Origin of the sequence: Streptomyces violaceusniger Tu 4113, from assembly GCF_000147815.2 — a bacterium.
Classification (GTDB): domain Bacteria; phylum Actinomycetota; class Actinomycetes; order Streptomycetales; family Streptomycetaceae; genus Streptomyces; species Streptomyces violaceusniger_A.
Map to the genome: position 1 here is coordinate 7,942,656 of NC_015957.1, position 16,789 is coordinate 7,959,444.

Annotated in this window: 14 protein-coding genes and 1 riboswitch; of the genes, 8 read left to right on the top strand and 6 right to left on the bottom strand. The window is 73.7% G+C overall.

Annotated features, from left to right (window positions below; translation table 11 throughout):
* Positions 1-15: 15 nt before the first annotated feature.
* The 6 genes from STRVI_RS32365 to STRVI_RS32390 all read right to left on the bottom strand — a co-directional run bounded on the left by STRVI_RS32365 (position 16) and on the right by STRVI_RS32390 (position 6,976).
* Positions 16-795, bottom strand: coding sequence for an enoyl-CoA hydratase/isomerase family protein (locus STRVI_RS32365; RefSeq protein WP_014059783.1), 780 nt, complete (start codon positions 793-795; stop codon positions 16-18).
* Positions 796-920: 125 nt separating this feature from the next.
* Positions 921-1,142 (bottom strand): helix-turn-helix domain-containing protein, encoded by a 222-nt coding sequence (locus STRVI_RS32370; RefSeq protein WP_014059784.1) that lies wholly within the window; start codon positions 1,140-1,142, stop codon positions 921-923.
* Positions 1,143-1,544: 402 nt separating this feature from the next.
* Positions 1,545-3,143 (bottom strand): ABC-F family ATP-binding cassette domain-containing protein, encoded by a 1,599-nt coding sequence (locus STRVI_RS32375; RefSeq protein WP_014059785.1) that lies wholly within the window; start codon positions 3,141-3,143, stop codon positions 1,545-1,547.
* A gap of 222 nt (positions 3,144-3,365) precedes the next feature.
* Positions 3,366-4,808, bottom strand: a complete 1,443-nt coding sequence (locus STRVI_RS32380; RefSeq protein WP_014059786.1) for a hypothetical protein — start codon at positions 4,806-4,808, stop codon at positions 3,366-3,368.
* Between the two features lie 210 nt (positions 4,809-5,018).
* On the bottom strand, positions 5,019-6,146 hold the full coding sequence (locus STRVI_RS32385) for an alpha/beta hydrolase (RefSeq protein ID WP_014059787.1): 1,128 nt from the start codon (positions 6,144-6,146) through the stop codon (positions 5,019-5,021).
* 143 nt (positions 6,147-6,289) lie between these two features.
* Complete coding sequence (locus STRVI_RS32390) at positions 6,290-6,976, bottom strand: class II aldolase/adducin family protein (RefSeq protein ID WP_014059788.1); 687 nt, start codon at positions 6,974-6,976, stop codon at positions 6,290-6,292.
* 349 nt (positions 6,977-7,325) lie between these two features.
* On the opposite strand from STRVI_RS32390, the gene STRVI_RS32395 reads away from it, so the two are divergent.
* The 8 genes from STRVI_RS32395 (at position 7,326) to STRVI_RS32430 (ending at position 16,752) form a co-directional block, all read left to right on the top strand.
* The gene (locus STRVI_RS32395) at positions 7,326-8,606 is read left to right on the top strand and encodes an inorganic phosphate transporter (protein WP_014059789.1); all 1,281 of its coding nucleotides are present in this window, start codon (positions 7,326-7,328) and stop codon (positions 8,604-8,606) included.
* Between the two features lie 13 nt (positions 8,607-8,619).
* Positions 8,620-8,868, top strand: coding sequence for a hypothetical protein (locus tag STRVI_RS32400; protein WP_014059790.1), 249 nt, complete (start codon positions 8,620-8,622; stop codon positions 8,866-8,868).
* Positions 8,869-9,006: 138 nt separating this feature from the next.
* Positions 9,007-9,224, top strand: a riboswitch (cobalamin riboswitch).
* A 155-nt stretch (positions 9,225-9,379) separates the two neighbouring features.
* Complete coding sequence (locus tag STRVI_RS32405; RefSeq protein WP_014059791.1) at positions 9,380-10,363, top strand: cobalamin biosynthesis protein; 984 nt, start codon at positions 9,380-9,382, stop codon at positions 10,361-10,363.
* Positions 10,360-11,988, top strand: coding sequence for a cobyric acid synthase (locus STRVI_RS32410; protein ID WP_014059792.1), 1,629 nt, complete (start codon positions 10,360-10,362; stop codon positions 11,986-11,988). The genes STRVI_RS32405 and STRVI_RS32410 overlap by 4 nt, the downstream gene beginning before the upstream one ends.
* A gap of 64 nt (positions 11,989-12,052) precedes the next feature.
* Positions 12,053-14,203, top strand: a complete 2,151-nt coding sequence (locus STRVI_RS32415) for a putative cobaltochelatase (RefSeq protein ID WP_014059793.1) — start codon at positions 12,053-12,055, stop codon at positions 14,201-14,203.
* Positions 14,203-14,799, top strand: coding sequence for a cob(I)yrinic acid a,c-diamide adenosyltransferase (cobO, locus tag STRVI_RS32420; protein WP_014059794.1), 597 nt, complete (start codon positions 14,203-14,205; stop codon positions 14,797-14,799). The genes STRVI_RS32415 and cobO overlap by 1 nt, the downstream gene beginning before the upstream one ends.
* The gene (locus STRVI_RS32425; RefSeq protein WP_043236899.1) at positions 14,793-16,232 is read left to right on the top strand and encodes a cobyrinate a,c-diamide synthase; all 1,440 of its coding nucleotides are present in this window, start codon (positions 14,793-14,795) and stop codon (positions 16,230-16,232) included. Before cobO ends, STRVI_RS32425 begins: the two co-directional genes overlap by 7 nt.
* 19 nt (positions 16,233-16,251) lie before the next feature.
* A complete protein-coding gene (locus tag STRVI_RS32430; protein ID WP_014059796.1) occupies positions 16,252-16,752 on the top strand; it encodes a cobalamin biosynthesis protein in 501 nt (166 codons plus the stop codon).
* Positions 16,753-16,789 lie beyond the last annotated feature (37 nt).

Below are 16,789 nucleotides of genomic sequence, written 5' to 3' on the forward strand. Positions count from 1 at the left end.
CCGTAACGGGGCCGTCTAGTCCGTCAGCCCCGCCAGGTCGCGCAGCCGGCGGGCCTGGGCGGCGCGCTCGGCGACGCGCTGGTCCTCGTAGGTGCGGTCCACGGCCCCCCGCAGCAGCGCCTTGGTCTCGATCACGGCGTCGCGGGGCGCGGCGAGAAGGGCCGCCGCCAGGTCCTGGACCGCGCCGTCGAGCTCGGCGGCGGGCACCACGAGATTGGCGAGCCCGGTCCGCACGGCCTCCTCGGCATGGACGAAGCGCCCGGTCGCGCAGATCTCCAGCGCCCGGGCATATCCCACGAGGCCGACCAGCGGATGGGTGCCGGTGAGGTCCGGCACCAGCCCGAGGCTGGTCTCGCGCATGGCGAACTGTGCGTCCTCCGCGCAGACCCGCAGATCACAGGCGAGCGCGAGCTGGAAACCGGCCCCGATGGCATGACCCTGGACGGCGGCGATCGACACGATGTCGTTCCGCCGCCACCAGGTGAACGCCTCCTGGTACTCGGCAATGGCGGCGTCCAGTTCACTGTCTGAGCCGCGCCCCAGCTCGAGGAACGACGGCTCGCCGTCGAACCCCTCGGGCGTGAACGCCTGGCGGTCCAGGCCCGCCGAGAAGGACTTGCCCTCGGCGCGCAGCACCACGATGCGCACGGTGCCCGGCACCAGCTTCCCCGCCTCGGCCAGCGCCCGCCACAAGGCGGGCGACTGGGCGTTGCGCTTCGCCGGGTTGGTCAGGGTCACCGTGGCGACCGTGTCATCGACGGTGAGCTGAACGCCGTCCTTGTCGAGCAGGGTCACAGGGGCCTCCGGTCGAGTGCGGTCAGTACAAGTGACTGCACAGTAACCACCCGGCCGAACCGACGATCAGCCGGGTGGCACCCCTGTCCATGACTGCTGATGATGACGGAGCACAGCGCGTGCGATCAGGCCGTGGCGGCCTTCTTGCCTCGCGTCGCGCCGCCGCGTCCCCGTAGGGAAACTCCGGACTCACTGAGCATCCGGTGAACGAATCCATAGGAACGGCCGGTCTCCTCGGCCAGCGCCCGGATGCTCGCCCCGGAGTCGTACTTCTTCTTCAGGTCTGCCGCGAGCTTTTCGCGCGCGGCGCCGGTCACCCGGCTGCCCTTCTTCAGAGTCTCGGCCACCCGTGCCTCCTCATGGGAAGTGCGCTCTGGACTCTCATGATCACCCCTACAGAGCTTCCTGGCCACCCATTCGGCAAGGTCTGTGGATGAAGGATTGCGGGAGATCGCGGCGCGACGGCCTTCGGAATCAAGGATTCCGGCGCTGTTCAACCTGACACTCTTTCGTGTTCATCGGCGAAGAGGCAGGTCAGGGCATACGTGAGCAACGTCGCAGAGGTCCGGACCGGCGCACGGCACGTCGCGTGCGCCGGTGGCCCACGACGCGCCGCGATACCAGCCGCTCTCACTCAGATGATGGATCACGCCTAGGCCGAATGATCTATGAGAAGGGCGTCGGAGCGGAGGAACCGGACTCTCGGGGCGGCAGCCGGAACGCCGCCCCGGCGCCGCCATCGGCCCTCGTCAGGCGAGCGCGACGAGGTCCGCGTAGGCCTCGCCCCACAGATCCTCGACACCGTCCGGAAGCAGAATGATCCGCTCCGGCTGCAGCGCGTCGACGGCGCCCTCGTCGTGGGTCACCAGCACCACCGCACCGGCGAAGGTGCGCAGCGCGCCGAGGATCTCCTCGCGGCTGGCCGGGTCGAGGTTGTTGGTGGGCTCGTCCAGGAGCAGCACATTGGCCGAGGAGACCACCAGGGTGGCCAGCGCGAGCCGGGTCTTCTCACCGCCGGAGAGCACTCCGGCCGGCTTGTCCACGTCGTCGCCGGAGAACAGGAACGACCCGAGCGTCTTACGGATGTCGACCAGGTCCAGATCCGGGGCGGCGGAGCGCATGTTCTCCAGGACGGTGCGGTCCGGGTCGAGCGTCTCGTGCTCCTGCGCGTAGTAGCCCAGCTTCAGCCCGTGGCCGGGGGTCACCTCGCCGGTGTCGGGCTTCTCGACCCCGGCCAGCAGCCGCAGCAGGGTCGTCTTACCGGCGCCGTTCAGCCCCAGGATGACGACCCGGGACCCCTTGTCGACGGCCAGGTCCACATCGGTGAAGATCTCCAGCGAGCCGTACGACTTCGACAGCCCCTCGGCGGTCAGCGGGGTCTTGCCGCACGGGGCCGGGTCGGGGAAGCGGAGCTTGGCGACCTTGTCGCTCTGCCGGACGTCGTCCAGACCGGCCAGCAGCCGCTCGGCGCGGCGGGCCATGTTCTGCGCGGCCACGGTCTTGGTCGCCTTGGCGCGCATCTTGTCGGCCTGCGAGTTGAGCGCCGCGGCCTTCTTCTCGGCGTTGGCGCGCTCGCGCTTGCGGCGCTTCTCATCCGCCTCGCGCTGGGCCTGGTAGAGCTTCCAGCCCATGTTGTAGATGTCGATCACCGAGCGGTTGGCGTCCAGGTAGAAGACCTTGTTGACGACCGTCTCGACGAGGTCGACATCGTGGGAGATCACGATGAAGCCGCCGCTGTAGGTCTTGAGGTAGTCCCGCAGCCAGGTGATCGAGTCGGCGTCGAGGTGGTTGGTGGGCTCGTCCAGCAGCATGATGTCGGAATCCGAGAAGAGGATCCGGGCCAGCTCGACCCGGCGCCGCTGACCGCCGGAGAGCGTATGGAGCGGCTGGCCGAGCACCCGGTCGGGCAGGCCGAGGCTGGCCGCGAAGGTCGCGGCCTCCGCCTCGGCGGCGTAGCCGCCCTTGGTGAGGAACTCGGTCTCCAGGCGCTCGTACTTCTTCATCGCGCGCTCGCGGGTGGCGCCCTTGCCGTTGGCCATCCGGTCCTCGTTCTCGCGCATCTTGCGGAGCACGGAGTCGAGGTCGCGGGCCGAGAGGATGCGGTCGCGGGCGAGGACGTCGAGATCGCCGGTGCGCGGGTCCTGCGGGAGGTAGCCGACCTGACCGGAGCGGGTGATGGTGCCGGCGGTCGGGATGCCCTCACCGGCCAGACACTTGGTGAGCGTGGTCTTGCCCGCGCCGTTGCGGCCGACCAGGCCGATGCGGTCGCCCTTGGCGATGCGGAAGGAAGCGGACTCGATGAGGACGCGAGCGCCGGCACGCAGCTCGACGCCGGAGGCGGTGATCACGGGAATTACTCCTGGGCAGGGTGGACGGCGGACGGGACGGAGGGGAGCGGCCGACGCCGTCTAATGCACGAGGAGAATTGCCATACGGCTAGTTTAGCGGTGCGGGCAAGTCGTTTTCCCCCGGCCTTACGGCCCTCGCCGCGACCTTACGGCCTCCCCCATGGTCTCCCGCGGGTCTCCCGCGGCGGCCGCTCCCCCTCGGGCCCGGCCCGTGTGAACCTGTCAAGCCCCGCCCGTGTGCACCTGGAAGGCCGCCCGGCGCACCGCCTTGGCCAGGGCCGGATCGGGGTGGGCGGCGGCCAGCGCCACCAGGACCTGCACGGTACGGGGATGCCCCACGGCCCGTACCTCCTCCAGCAGCGCGGGCACGGTGCCCTGGACGGCGGACTCCAGGTGGCGGACGAGCAGCGGGCTCTCGCCGTGATCGGAGATGGCCGCGGCGGTGTCCACCCACAGCCAGGTGGCCTCCTCGCGGGTCAGCGCGTCCAGCGCCTCGTCCGGGTCGGCACCCTCGTGCTCGGCGAGCCACAGAAGCGCGTACGGCCGCAGGCACGATTCGTCGACGACGGCCCGTACGGCGGGCTCGGCGGGCGCTCCGACGACGCGCAGCGCCTCGAAGGCGAGCCCGCGCAGCAGCGCGTCGTCGCCGCGCGCCGCCTCGATCAGCTCGGTGACGGCGCTGCCGACGGGGCGGGCGGCCAGCCAGGCCCGGTACTCGGCGCGGGCGGGGCCCGGGGTCAGGCCCGCACAGCCGCGCAGCATGTCGGGGGCGGGCTGCTCGATGTTCCCGGCCGGGCTCTGGGCGGCGACGCAGATCTGCTCCAGCTTGACCCACACCGCCCAGTTGCCGAGCGCGGACAGCTCGGCCTCCCGGCTGTCGCCCTTGGCGTCCTTGGCGTCGTCGGCCGCGCTCCCGGCGCTCTCCGGTCCCGCCGACCCGTCCTGCGGCTCCTCCCGTACGGTGAGCGCCCCGACGGACGAGAGGGCGTCCAGGACCCAGTCGAGCAGCCCCTCCAGCGTGGCGGTGTCCTCGGCGTCGTCGGGGCTCCCGGCACCCCGGGCGCCCTGCACGGGCTCCTGCGGCTCCGTGGCGTCCCGGAGCTCCGTGGCGTCCTGGGGGACCTCGCACCGCTCGGTGCGCAGCTCGGCGACCCGCTGCCGGAGCATGTCCAGCAGGGCGGAGATCTGCATGGGGCCGGCCGAGAGCTGCAGCAGCGAGAGCAACTGCGGTACGGCCTCGACGACCTCCGCGACCGCCGTCGGCTCGGCCGCCGCCGGGGCGGGGCAGGCCAGGGACCATGCGTCGAGGAGCGCGACCCAGCCGCGCAGCACAGCGCTGTCGTCCCGGTCCCACGCCTGCAGCCGCCAGCCGGGGCGGGTGGTGCCCGCGTGGTGCTCGATGAGGCCGATGAGGCGGGCGCGGTCCCAGTCGCTGCGCACCTCCGGTTCGCTCAGCCCGAGCGCGGCGGCGGCGCGGGCGGCGGCCTCGTCGGACAGTGCGCCGGGAGCGCCGTGCTCGGCCGCGGCCCAGTGGGCGACCGCCACGGCCCCGGTGAGCCCCGCCCTGGCCCGCCGGGCCAGCTCCGCCGGGGGCGGAGTGCCCTCCGGCGGGCGGGGCGCCGGTCTTGAGCCGCGGTTCACCGCGGGCCGGCGGGCGGTGGCCATCGGCCGGTTGCGGACGAGTCGGAGCCGGGAGTCGCGCGGAGTACGGGACGTCACGGAAGCAGTCTCGCCGTTGACGGCCCGAAAGCCCAATCGGCACCCGTCCGGCGGTCGCCGCGAACGGTTCGCGCCATCTTACGGACGCTTGCGCCGCCGCCCCGCGAACGCTTCCCGCGCCGTCTCGCACGCGCTTCCGCGATCGCCTTACGGGCGCTACAGGAGCGGTATCAGAAAGCGCCGCAGAGCCTCCTCGTACCCCTTGGGGTCCGCGTTCCACATGGCCGCGTGGGGGGCCCGCCGTACCGTGTGAAGGGTGACCAGGTCGCGTCTGCGGTCGGCGAATTCGCGCGAGGCGTGCCAGGGCGCGAGGGTGTCGTCGGGGCCATGGGCGACGAGCGTGGGCACGGACAACCGCTCGGGATCGGCCACCTCCGGAAGCACGCTGTCGTGGAGCCCGGTGCGCCCCTCGGCGGCCCGCAGCGCGAGTGGGAGCAGCGGCGCGGGAATGCCGCGGGCCGCGGCGAGGGCGCGCAGGGTGGCCTGCCAGTCGAGCACCGGGGAGTCCAGGACGAGGCCGAGGACGCGGTGGCGCAGCGCGGAGTTCGCGGCGGCGTGGAGGGCCATCGAGGCGCCGATGGACCAGCCGTGCAGCACGATCCCGGTCGCCCCGTACGCCACCGCGTAGCGGAGGGCCGCGTCCAGGTCGCGCCACTCGGTGTCGCCGAGGTGGGAGATACCGTCCTCGGGCCGGGGGGCGCCGGGGTCCCCGCGGTAGGCGAGGTCGAGCACCGGCACCCGCAGCTTCCGCAGGAAGGGCATGACGACCATAGGGTGCTCACGGGTGGTGCCGAGGCCATGGATGGTGATCACCCATGTGGAGCGTTCGCCGGGGATGAACCAGGCGGGCAGCGGGCCGAGTTCGCCGGGCACGTCGACGTCGGCGTGGTCGATGCCGAGCGCGTCCCGCGGATCGCCGATGTACACCTGGGGGGTCAGCCGCACCCGGGTGCCGGGGGTGAGGTCGCCGTGGGTGACCCGCTCCAGGCGGCGCACCACGCAGTCGGCGGGGTGCGGGGCGTCCTCGATGACGGGGCCGACGACGGCGTGGCAGGAGCGGCCGGTAAGGCCGTAGACGCCGGGGCGCAGCGAGGCGAGCGAGCGGGTCAGGGTGATCTGGCCGGCCGCGGTCGCGTGCACGGTGAGCGGGGGCTCGTTCGGCAGCGGACGGTCGGGGGCCGGTTTCAGCGCCGCGTCGGTGGCGTACCGTCCGGCCGCCACCGCGGCCACGCCGGCACTGAGCAAAGTGGTGGCGGCCGCGACCGCCGTTGTCCGCAGACGCATCCCCCCAGTGTGGGCGGGGAGGCGGCCCCCGGCCAGCGGGCGTGCCCGGCCGGGTGACCGTCCGGCCGGGGCCCGGGCGCGTGCGGTGCGGCGGCGCGGGGCCGGGCGCGTGCGGCGCGGGGCCGGGCGGGTGCCCGGCGGGATCAGCTCGGCTGGCCGTAGCCGCTGAGCTTGTCCGCGGCGCGCCGCAGCTCGTCCGGCGGGATCAGGGTGGGGGTGCGGCCGGGGACGGAGACCGCGGTGAGCCAGACCCGGCACATCCATTCGAGCTGGGCGGTGCGGTCAAACGCCTGGTCCAGGGTGGCGCCGTGGACGACGGTGCCGTGGTTGCGCAGCAGACAGGCGCTGCGGTCGCGCAGCGCCTCGACCATGGCGTCGGCCAGTTCGTCCGTTCCGTAGAGCGCGTAGGCCGCGACGCGGATCGGTCCGCCGAGGGCCGCGGTCATGTAGTGGATCGCGGGGAGCTCGTCGACGAGCGTGGAGACGGCCGTGGCGTGGACGGCGTGGGTATGGACCACGGCCTCGGCGTCGGTCTCCCGGTAGACGGCCAGGTGCATGGGCAGCTCGCTGGTGGGCTCGAGCGTGCCGAGGACCTGTTGTCCGTCGAGGTCGACGGCGACGGCGTCCCGTGGGCCGAGCCGGTCGTAGGGGACGCCGCTCGGGGTCACCAGGACGGTGTCGCCGACCCGGGCCGAGACATTGCCCGAGGTGCCGACGACCAGGCCGTCCGCGGTGGTTCTGCGGGCCGTTCTCACCACCTGCGTCCATGCCTGCCGCAGGGGATGGGTCAGCCGCGGCTGCGGCTGCCGCGTGGTTCGCGACTGGGTCACCTGCCCTCACCTCCGAGGCCCGATCCTCCCAGGCGTCCGGCGGCCGGGCGATGGCGGGACCGGAAGGGGGCGGCTCTTGTCTACGGCCGCGCCTCGTGGGCAGCCGCCCCCGTGCGGGTGAACGAGGGTGAACGGCGGGCGGCTGCGGGGCCGGTCCTGGGGCCTCCTCCGGCGGTCCTCGATCGAGGCGCAACTCCCGTACGACATGGGAAAGTAGACTTGAATTCATCAGGCTTTAGCACTCCCGCAACCACGTCACCCTGATGCCCCACTCAGTTCATCTCCCGTTCATCCTGTTTCCTTACGTTCACCGTGCCACTAACGACCTTCGAACTGATTGACCGGGTGTATGGAACACATCACGCTTCTCATCGGGATCGTGATCGTCACGGCCTTGGTGTTCGACTTCACGAACGGCTTCCACGACACGGCTAACGCCATGGCCACCACCATCTCCACGGGAGCACTCGGTCCCAGGGTGGCGGTGGCGATGTCGGCCGTCCTCAATCTCGTCGGCGCGTTCCTGTCCGTGGAGGTGGCCAAGACCATCTCCGGCGGGATCATCGACGAGGACTCCGGTATCCGACCAGAAGTGATCTTCGCGGGGCTGGTCGGAGCGATCCTGTGGAATCTGGTGACCTGGCTCGCCGGGCTCCCCTCCAGCTCATCGCACGCCCTGTTCGGCGGCCTGATCGGCGCCACAGTGGTCTCCGTCGGCCTGGACGGGGTCAACGGCGACGCGATCGTCATGAAGGTCCTGATCCCCGCCGTCGCCGCGCCGGTCGTGGCCGGCATCGCCACGGTGGCCGCCACCCGGCTCACCTACCGGCTCGGCCGCGGCCGCTCTTCGGAGGACACCGCGAAGGGCTACCGCGCGGGGCAGATCGCGTCGGCCGCCCTGGTCTCCCTGGCCCACGGCACCAACGACGCCCAGAAGACGATGGGCGTGATCACCCTGGCGCTGGTGACCGGGGGCGTGGTGGCACCCGACTCCGACCCGCCGCTGTGGGTCATCGTCTCGGCGGGCATGGCCATCGCGCTCGGCACCTACCTGGGCGGCTGGCGCATCATCCGCACCATGGGCAAGGGCATCACCGACATCCAGCCGCCGCAGGGCTTCGCCGCCCAGACCGGCGCCGCGACCGTCATCCTCGCCTCCTCCCACATCGGCTTCGCGCTGTCCACCACCCAGGTCTGCTCCGGCGCCGTCATGGGTGCGGGTATCGGCCGTAAGGGCGCGGTGATGCGCTGGTCGACCGCGGGCCGCATGGTGGTCGCCTGGGTGCTGACCCTCCCGGCCGCGGGCCTGGTGGCGGGCGGCGCCGCGCTGCTGGCCGACCAGGGGAACGCGGGGATCACGGCGGTGGCCGTGCTCGCCGTCCTGGCCTGCGGGGCGATCTGGGCGCTGTCGCGCCGCAAGCCCGTGGACCACACCAACGTCAACGAGGTCGGCGCGCAGGAGCCGGTGGGCGCCGTCACGGCCGCCCTGCGGTCCGTGGCCCCGCCGCCCGCGGGTGCGAAGCCTTCCGCCCCCGAGAGGGCGGCCGAGGCCGCCCCTGAGAGCGGCATCGCCGAGCACACACCCGAGCAGACCCCCACCCCCGCCGCCGCGAGCAGCACCACCCGCTAAGGAGCCACGGAACATGAGCATCGACTGGGCGGCACTCGGCCAGGTCTTCGGCGTCAGCCTCGTGGTGACGGTCGGCATGGTGGGCGTCTTCACCCTGGGCATCCTCGGGACGTCCCGTAAGGCGGCGCCGGAGCAGGGCGGCGCGGCCGTCGTGTCCGGTGGCGCGGTGGGCGCCTCCGCGCTCGCGCGCACCGGGGCGTACACCTGCTTCGGGCTGTGCGCCGCGGCCGTGGCGTACGGCATCTATCTGATCGTCGCCTGAGGCTCGCGTCCTCATCGACCCACCGGCCGCCGGATGGTGGCGCTGACCAGCGCCGACCGTCCGGCGGCCGCCTCGTGTGCGGCCGCGTCTGTGGGGCTCGGCACACTCGGGCGTCATGGGTCATATGCGAGTTGACGGCCATTCGCGGCCCATGGTGGACTTCCCGAGCCAAACGGCGGCAGGAGAGGAAGCCGGTGAGAATCCGGCGCGGTCCCGCCACTGTCACCGGGGAGCACTCTCCCATCGCCTGTATGGGGTCACGGCTCGACCGTACGGTTGCTTTCGTACGCGGGGCTGGAAGACCGGGAGGGGCGCGGATCCGGGAGCCAGGAGACTTTCACCGCCGGTCACGTCGAACCAGGGCGCGGACCCTGAGTGAGGACATACCGCCATGCCCGGCACCGCCACGCCGCCAGCCTCCTCTGCCCCCACTGGCTCTTCCGGCCCCTTCGGCCCCCCTGGCCCCTTTGGTTACGTGTCGTCGCGCCGAGGCGTGACGGCGGCCTGAGGGATGCGTGCCGATCACGCCTCGTTCGCGTGCGGCGCGGCCCTCGGCTTCCTCGGTGATCTCGCCACCGGCGATCCGCGCCGCGGCCATCCGGTCGCCGCGTTCGGGCGCGCCGCCGCGGCCGCCGAACGCCGGCTGTGGCGTGACCACCGCGGTTACGGGGCCCTGCACACCGCGTTGTGCGCGGGCGGCGCGGCCGCCGGTGCCGCGCTGCTGACCCGCGCCGTACGGGCCCTCGGCGGGCGCGGTGGCGCGGAGGTCGCGCTGACCGCCGCCGCCACCTGGGCCGTGCTGGGCGGCACGACGCTGGGCCGGGAGGCACGGGCCGTCGGCGGAGCCCTGGCCGTGGGGGACCTCGACGTCGCCCGGGAGCGGCTGCCGCATCTGTGCGGGCGCGATCCGCAGGCGCTGGACGGGCCGCAGATCGCCCGCGCGGTCGTCGAGTCGGTCGCCGAGAACACCTCCGACGCCGTCGTGGGCGCGCTGGTGTGGGGGGCCGTGGGCGGCGTGCCGGGGCTCATCGGCTTCCGCGCCGTCAACACCCTGGACGCCATGGTGGGCCACAAGTCGCCGCGCTACCGGCGGTTCGGCTGGGCGGCGGCCCGTCTGGACGATGTGGCCGGCTGGCCCGGTGCGCGCCTTACGGCGGCCCTGGCGACCCTCTCCGGCCCCGATCCGCGCGGTGCGCGGCGCGCCTGGCGGCGCGACGGCCGGCGCCATCCGAGCCCCAACGCGGGCCCCGTGGAAGCGTCGTTCGCGGGCGCGCTCGGCGTACGGCTGGGCGGCACCCTCACGTACGGCGGCCGGGTCGAGCACCGGCCGGTGCTCAACTCCGGCGGGCGGCCGGTGGAGTCGGCCGACATCGAGCGGGCGATACGGCTGTCGCGGCGCGTCGGTGTCCTGGCGCTCGGGGTGTCCGTAGCGGCCCGGCCGGTCCTCAGGGCGTTGACGGGGCGGCCCCGGGCCGCCGGAAGGGGCGGCGGATGAGCGGGATACGCGGTAAGGGCGGCATGGACGGTTCCGGGGCGCGGGGCGGGGGGCTGCTCGTCGCGGGCACGACCTCCGACGCGGGCAAGAGCGTCGTGACGGCCGGGATCTGCCGATGGCTCGCCCGTAAGGGCGTCAGCGTGGCGCCTTTCAAGGCGCAGAACATGTCGCTCAACTCCTTCGTCACCCGGGAGGGGGCGGAGATCGGGCGGGCGCAGGCCATGCAGGCCGCCGCCGCGCGCGTCGAGCCGAGCGCGCTGATGAACCCGGTCCTGCTGAAGCCGGGCAGCGACCGCAGCAGCCAAGTGGTGCTGCTGGGCAAGCCGGTGGGCGAGCTGAGCGCGCGCGGGTACTTCGGGCGGTCGGGGCCCGCGGCGCACCCGCCGTCGGGCGCGGCTTCCCCCGGGCGGACGCGGTACTCGGGGCGGGAGGCGCTGCTGGGGACCGTCACGGAGTGCCTGGAGGAGCTGCGGCGCACCCATGACGCAGTGATCTGCGAGGGCGCGGGCAGTCCGGCCGAGATCAATCTGCGCCGCACCGACATCGTCAACATGGGGCTGGCGCGCGCCGCCCGGCTTCCGGTCGTGGTGGTCGGGGACATCGACCGCGGAGGCGTCTTCGCGTCCTTCTTCGGCACCACCGCGCTGCTGTCGGCGGCGGACCAACGGCATGTGGCCGCCTATCTGGTGAACAAGTTCCGCGGCGATGTGAGCCTTCTGGAGCCCGGTCTGGAGATGCTGCGCGACCTCACCGGGCGCCCGACCGTCGGTGTGCTCCCGTTCGCCCACGGGCTGGGGATCGACGAGGAGGACGGGCTGCGGGTGTCGCTGCGCGGCACGGTGCGGGAGAGCGTCGTGGCGCCCCCTTACGGCGCGGACGTCCTGCGGATCGCGGTGGCCGCCGTGCCGCTGATGTCCAACTTCACGGACGTGGACGCGCTGGCGGCCGAACCGGGCGTGGTCGTGCGGTTCGTGGACCGGCCCGAGGAGCTGGCCGACGCCGATCTGGTGGTGCTGCCGGGCACCCGGGGCACCGTAAGGGCGCTGGAGTGGCTGCGTGAGCGCGGGCTCGCCGACGCGATCGCCCGGCGGGCCGCCGAGGGCCGTCCGGTGCTGGGCGTCTGCGGCGGCTTCCAGGTGCTGGGGGAGCGCATCGAGGACGAGGTCGAGTCGAAGGCCGGGACCGTCGCCGGGCTCGGGCTGCTGCCGGTGCGGATGCGGTTCGCGGCGGAGAAGACCCTGGCCCGGCCGGTGGGCGAGGCGCTCGGTGAGCGGGTGGAGGGCTACGAGATCCACCACGGGGTCGCCGAGTTGCTCGACGGGGCCGAGGAGCCCTTCCTGGACGGCTGCCGGGTGGGCTCGGTGTGGGGCACCCACTGGCACGGCTCGCTGGAGAGCGACGGCTTCCGGCGGGCGTTTCTGCGCCGGGTGGCCGCCGCGGCGGGCCGGGCGTTCGTACCGGCGCCGGACACCCGCTTCGGCGAGCTGCGCGAGGAGCAGCTCGACCGGCTCGGCGACCTGATCGAGGAGCACGCCGACACCGACGCACTGCTGCGGCTCATTGAGAAGGGCGTCCCGCAGGGGCTGCCGTTCGTCCCTCCGGGGGCGCCGGCGGGGACGTCGTGATGCACCCTGCCCCCCACACCGACACCGGACCGGGACGCCCACGCAAACCAGGAGGTACCGCCGCGTGACCACCACCTACCCCTTCAGCGCGATCGTCGGCATGGACGGTCTGCGGCTCGCCCTGCTCCTCAACGCCGTCTCACCCGCCGTGGGCGGCGTCCTGGTGCGCGGGGAGAAGGGCACGGCCAAGAGCACCGCCGTAAGAGCGATCGCGGCGCTGCTGCCCGCGGTCGACGTGGTGGCCGGGTGCCGGTTCTCCTGCGATCCGGCAGCGCCCGACCCGTCCTGCCCGGACGGCCCCCATGAGCCGGACACCGGCGAGGCGCGCCCCGCGCGCATGGTCGAACTGCCCGTGGGCGCCTCCGAGGACCGGCTGGTCGGCGCCCTCGACATCGAGCGGGCGCTGTCGGACGGGGTGAAGGCGTTCGAGCCCGGACTGCTCGCGGACGCCCACCGCGGGGTGCTCTACGTCGACGAGGTCAACCTGCTCCACGACCATCTGATCGACCTGCTGCTCGACGCGGCCGCCATGGGCGCCTCCTACGTGGAGCGCGAGGGGGTGTCCGTACGGCATGCGGCGCGCTTCCTGCTGGTGGGCACCATGAACCCGGAAGAGGGCGAGCTGCGGCCGCAGTTGCTGGACCGCTTCGGTCTCACAGTGGAGGTCGCGGCGTCCCGGGACACCGATGAGCGGGTCGAGGTGGTGCGGCGGCGGCTGGCCTACGACGAGGACCCCGAGGGGTTCGCGGCGCGCTGGGCGGCGGACGAGGCCGCCCTGCGGGAGCGCATCGCGGCGGCGCGCGCCCTGCTGCCGCGGGTGGGGCTGGGCGACCGCGCGCTGCGCCAGATCGCGGCGGTGTGCGCCGGGTTCGAGGTGGACGGGATGCGCGCGGACATCGTGACGGCCCGTACGGCGACCGCGCTGGCCGCCTGGGCGGACCGGACCGATGTGCGGACCGAGGACGTACGGGGGGCGGCGCTGCTGTCGCTCCCCCACCGCCGGCGGCGGGCTCCGTTCGACGCGCCGGGGCTCGACGAGGACAAACTCGACGAGATCCTGCGGCAGTTCGAGGAGGACGAGCCGGAGCCGGATCCGGACGCGGGCCCGGAGGGCCCCGACAGCCCGGACGACGGGCCGGACGGCCCGGGCGGCCCCGAGAACCCCGGCGGCGGGCCCCAGGAGGGCGCGGGCGACGGGGCAGGGGAGCAGGCGCCGCCCGCCGCGCCCGAGCCGTCCGTCCCCGACCAGCGCACGGGTGAGCACGAGACGGCCGACCGCGAGACCGACTCCGCCCGGGCCGATGGCGACGGCGGGGCGGGGGAATCGGCCGAAGGTACTGGCGGATCCGGCGGTGAGCGGGCGGCCGTGGGCGCCGCCGCCCCGTTCCGCACCCGGCGGCTCGACGTCCCCGGTCTGGGCGAGGGCGCGGCCGGGCGCCGGTCGCGCGCCCGCAGCGCGCATGGCCGCACCACCGGGGCGCGGCGCCCGCGGGGGACGCTCTCCGCGCTGCATCTGACGGCGACCGTCCGGGCGGCCGCCCCGCATCAGCGGGCGCGCGGGCGGCGCGGTCCCGGGCTTCTGGTGCGCCGGGACGATCTGCGCGAGGCGGTGCGCGAGGGCCGGGAGGGCAATCTCGTGCTGTTCGTGGTGGACGCGTCGGGCTCGATGGCCGCGCGGACACGGATGAGCGCGATCAAGGGCGCGGTGCTGTCGCTGCTGCTGGACGCCTACCAGCGGCGGGACAAGGTCGGGCTGATCACCTTCCGGGGCGCGGACGCCGAGCTCGCGCTGCCGCCCACCTCGTCGGTCGACGCGGCCGCCGTGCGGCTGGAACGGCTGCCGACCGGCGGCCGTACGCCCCTGGCGGCCGGGCTGTTGAAGGCCCGGGAGGTGCTGCGGGTGGAGCGGCTACGGGATCCCTCACGCCGCCCGCTGCTGGTCGTGGTGACCGACGGGCGGGCCACGGAGGCGAAGCGGGCCGGCGGGCCCACGCCGGTCGAGCGGGCCGGGCGCGCGGCGCGGATGCTCGCGGGCGACGGGGTCGCCTCGGTGGTGGTGGACTGCGAGTCGGGGCCGGTGCGGCTGGGACTGGCGGGCGCGCTCGCCCGCGAACTGCGGGCCACGCCGGTGACGCTCGACGAGCTGCGCGCGGACAGCGTGACCGCACTGGTGCGCGATGTACGAACCGTATCGAACCCTCGGAGGGCCGCCTGATGCCGCAAGGACAACCGACCGTCGTCCCGGACGACGGGCTGACCACCCGCCAGCGCCGCAACCGTCCGCTCGTGTTCGTCCACACCGGTCAGGGCAAGGGCAAGTCGACCGCGGCGTTCGGGCTGGCGCTGCGGGCATGGAACCAAAACTGGCCGGTCGGTGTATTCCAATTTGTAAAGTCCGCGAAATGGCGGGTCGGTGAGGAGCGTGCGCTGCGCGTCCTCGGCGACTCGGGCGAAGGGGGGACCGTCGCATGGCACAAGATGGGCGAGGGCTGGTCGTGGGTCCAGCGCGACATGGCTTCCAGCGAGGAGGCCGCACGCGAGGGCTGGGAGCAGGTCAAGCGCGATCTCGCGGCGGAGACATACCGGCTCTATGTGCTGGACGAATTCGCGTATCCGATGCACTGGGGCTGGGTGGACCCCGACGAGGTGGTGTCGGTGCTGCGGGACCGGCCCGGGACGCAGCACGTCGTCATCACGGGGCGTAACGCACCGGCGCAGCTCGTGGACTTCGCCGACCTGGTCACCGACATGTCCAAGGTCAAGCATCCGATGGACACCGGTCAGAAGGGCCAGCGAGGCATCGAGTGGTGAGTGTCCCGCGTCTGGTGATCGCGGCGCCCGCCTCCGGGAGCGGGAAGACGACGGTCACCGCGGGGCTCATGGCCGCCTTCGCGGAGCGCGGTCTGGACGTGTCCCCGCACAAGGTCGGACCGGACTACATCGACCCTGGCTATCACGCGCTCGCGATCTCCTCGGCCGCCTCCTCGGCCGGGCGGTCCCGGGCCGGGGGCGCGCGCCCGGGCCGGAATCTGGACGCTTATCTGTGCGGTCCGCAGCGCATCGCCCCGCTGTTCCTGCATGGGGCGGCGGGCTGCGATCTGGCCCTGGTCGAAGGGGTGATGGGGCTGTTCGACGGGGCGGCCGGGCAGGGCGAGCTGGCCTCGACGGCGCATGTGGCCAAGCTGCTGCGGGCGCCGGTGGTGCTGGTGGTGGACGCGTCGTCGCAGTCGCGTTCGGTGGCCGCGCTGGTGCATGGCTTCGCGTCCTGGGACCCCGAGGTGCGGGTCGCGGGGGTGATCCTCAACAAGGTCGGTTCGGACCGTCACGAGGTGATGCTGCGCGAGGCGCTGGAGGGCTGCGGAGTGCCGGTGTTCGGCGCGCTGCGCCGGACGCGGGAGGTGCGGGCGCCGAGCCGCCATCTGGGTCTGGTGCCGGTGGCCGAGCGCCAGGCGGAGGCGGTCGATTCGACGGCCGCGCTGGCAGCGCGGGTGCGGGAGAGCTGCGATCTCGACGGGCTGCTGGCGCTTGGGCGCAGCGCACCGCCCCTGTCCGAGCCGGTCTGGGATCCGGAGGAGGAGATGCGCCGGGCGGTGGAGGCCGTCCCCGGTGCCGGGGGCCGGGAAGGGCGCGCGGCACGGCCGGTGGTCGCCGTGGCCGGCGGGGCCGCGTTCACCTTCTCGTACGCGGAGCACACCGAGCTGCTCACGGCGGCCGGGGCCCAGGTTGTCCCCTTCGATCCGCTGCGGGACGAGCGCCTCCCGGAAGGCACCGGCGGTCTGGTGATCGGCGGCGGGTTCCCGGAGGTCTACGCCCCCGAGCTGTCCGCGAACGAGCCGCTCCGGGCAGCCGTCGCAAAGCTCGCCGCGTCCGGCGCGCCCATCGCCGCCGAATGTGCCGGACTGCTGTATCTGGCGCGCTCGCTGGACGGAGAGCCGATGTGCGGGGTGCTGGCCGCCGAGGCACAGATGTCGGAACGTCTGACGCTGGGCTACCGTGAGGCCGTGGCCATCACCGACACCGCACTCGCCGCCGCGGGGACGCGGGTGCACGGCCATGAGTTCCACCGCACGACCATCGTGCCCGGAGCGGGGGCGGAGCCCGCCTGGGGGCTCGTCCACCCGGAGCGTCGTACCGAAGGGTTCGCACAGGGAAATGTGCATGCCTCCTATCTGCATGTGCACTGGGCCTCGGTCCCAGGGGCGGCGGCCCGGTTCGCCGACAGATGTGTGTCCCCTGCCGGTTGAGCCGAGGCGGTGAGCTGACGTGGAGGTCATCGACCGGGGCACGGCGTGTCCCCTGCCCGGGGCGCCGCTTGTCGTCGGGGTCGGGGCCAGCCGGGGTGTGTCCGTCGCCGAGGTGATCGGGCTGGTCGAGACGGCCCTGGCGGAGGCGGGCCTTTCGCCGAGCGGCGTGGCCGAGTTGGCGACCGTGGAGGCCAAGGCCGGGGAGGCCGGGCTGCTGACGGCGGCCGAGCGGCTGGGGGTGCCCCTGTGCGGATACCCGGCGGAGGTGCTGGCCTCGGTGGAGGTGCCGAACCCGTCCGCGGCGCCGCTCACCGCAGTGGGCACGGCCGGGGTCGCAGAGGCGGCCGCGCTGCTGGCCGCCGGTCCCGGCGGCGAACTCCTGGTCGCCAAGCGGAAGTCCACGCAGCACGGCCGCCCCGGGATGGCCACCTGCGCCGTCGCTCGCCGCCCGGCGGCGGTCAAAACCGGGCAGGACGGGCCGCGAAGACCTGCCGTCGACCGTCCCGACACAGGTCAGTAACGTCTCGGGGCGGAACAGCCCGCCGCCCCCTGCTGAC

What these genes read in the sequence shown, in the direction of transcription:
- STRVI_RS32380 (WP_014059786.1), bottom strand. Translation starts at nt 4,808, where the DNA reads ATGGCCACCGCCCGCCGGCCCGCGGTGAACCGCGGCTCAAGACCGGCG.
- STRVI_RS32385 (WP_014059787.1), bottom strand. Translation starts at nt 6,146, where the DNA reads ATGCGTCTGCGGACAACGGCGGTCGCGGCCGCCACCACTTTGCTCAGT.
- STRVI_RS32395 (WP_014059789.1), top strand. Translation starts at nt 7,326, where the DNA reads ATGGAACACATCACGCTTCTCATCGGGATCGTGATCGTCACGGCCTTG.
- STRVI_RS32400 (WP_014059790.1), top strand. Translation starts at nt 8,620, where the DNA reads ATGAGCATCGACTGGGCGGCACTCGGCCAGGTCTTCGGCGTCAGCCTC.
- STRVI_RS32405 (WP_014059791.1), top strand. Translation starts at nt 9,380, where the DNA reads ATGCGTGCCGATCACGCCTCGTTCGCGTGCGGCGCGGCCCTCGGCTTC.
- STRVI_RS32410 (WP_014059792.1), top strand. Translation starts at nt 10,360, where the DNA reads ATGAGCGGGATACGCGGTAAGGGCGGCATGGACGGTTCCGGGGCGCGG.
- cobO (WP_014059794.1), top strand. Translation starts at nt 14,203, where the DNA reads ATGCCGCAAGGACAACCGACCGTCGTCCCGGACGACGGGCTGACCACC.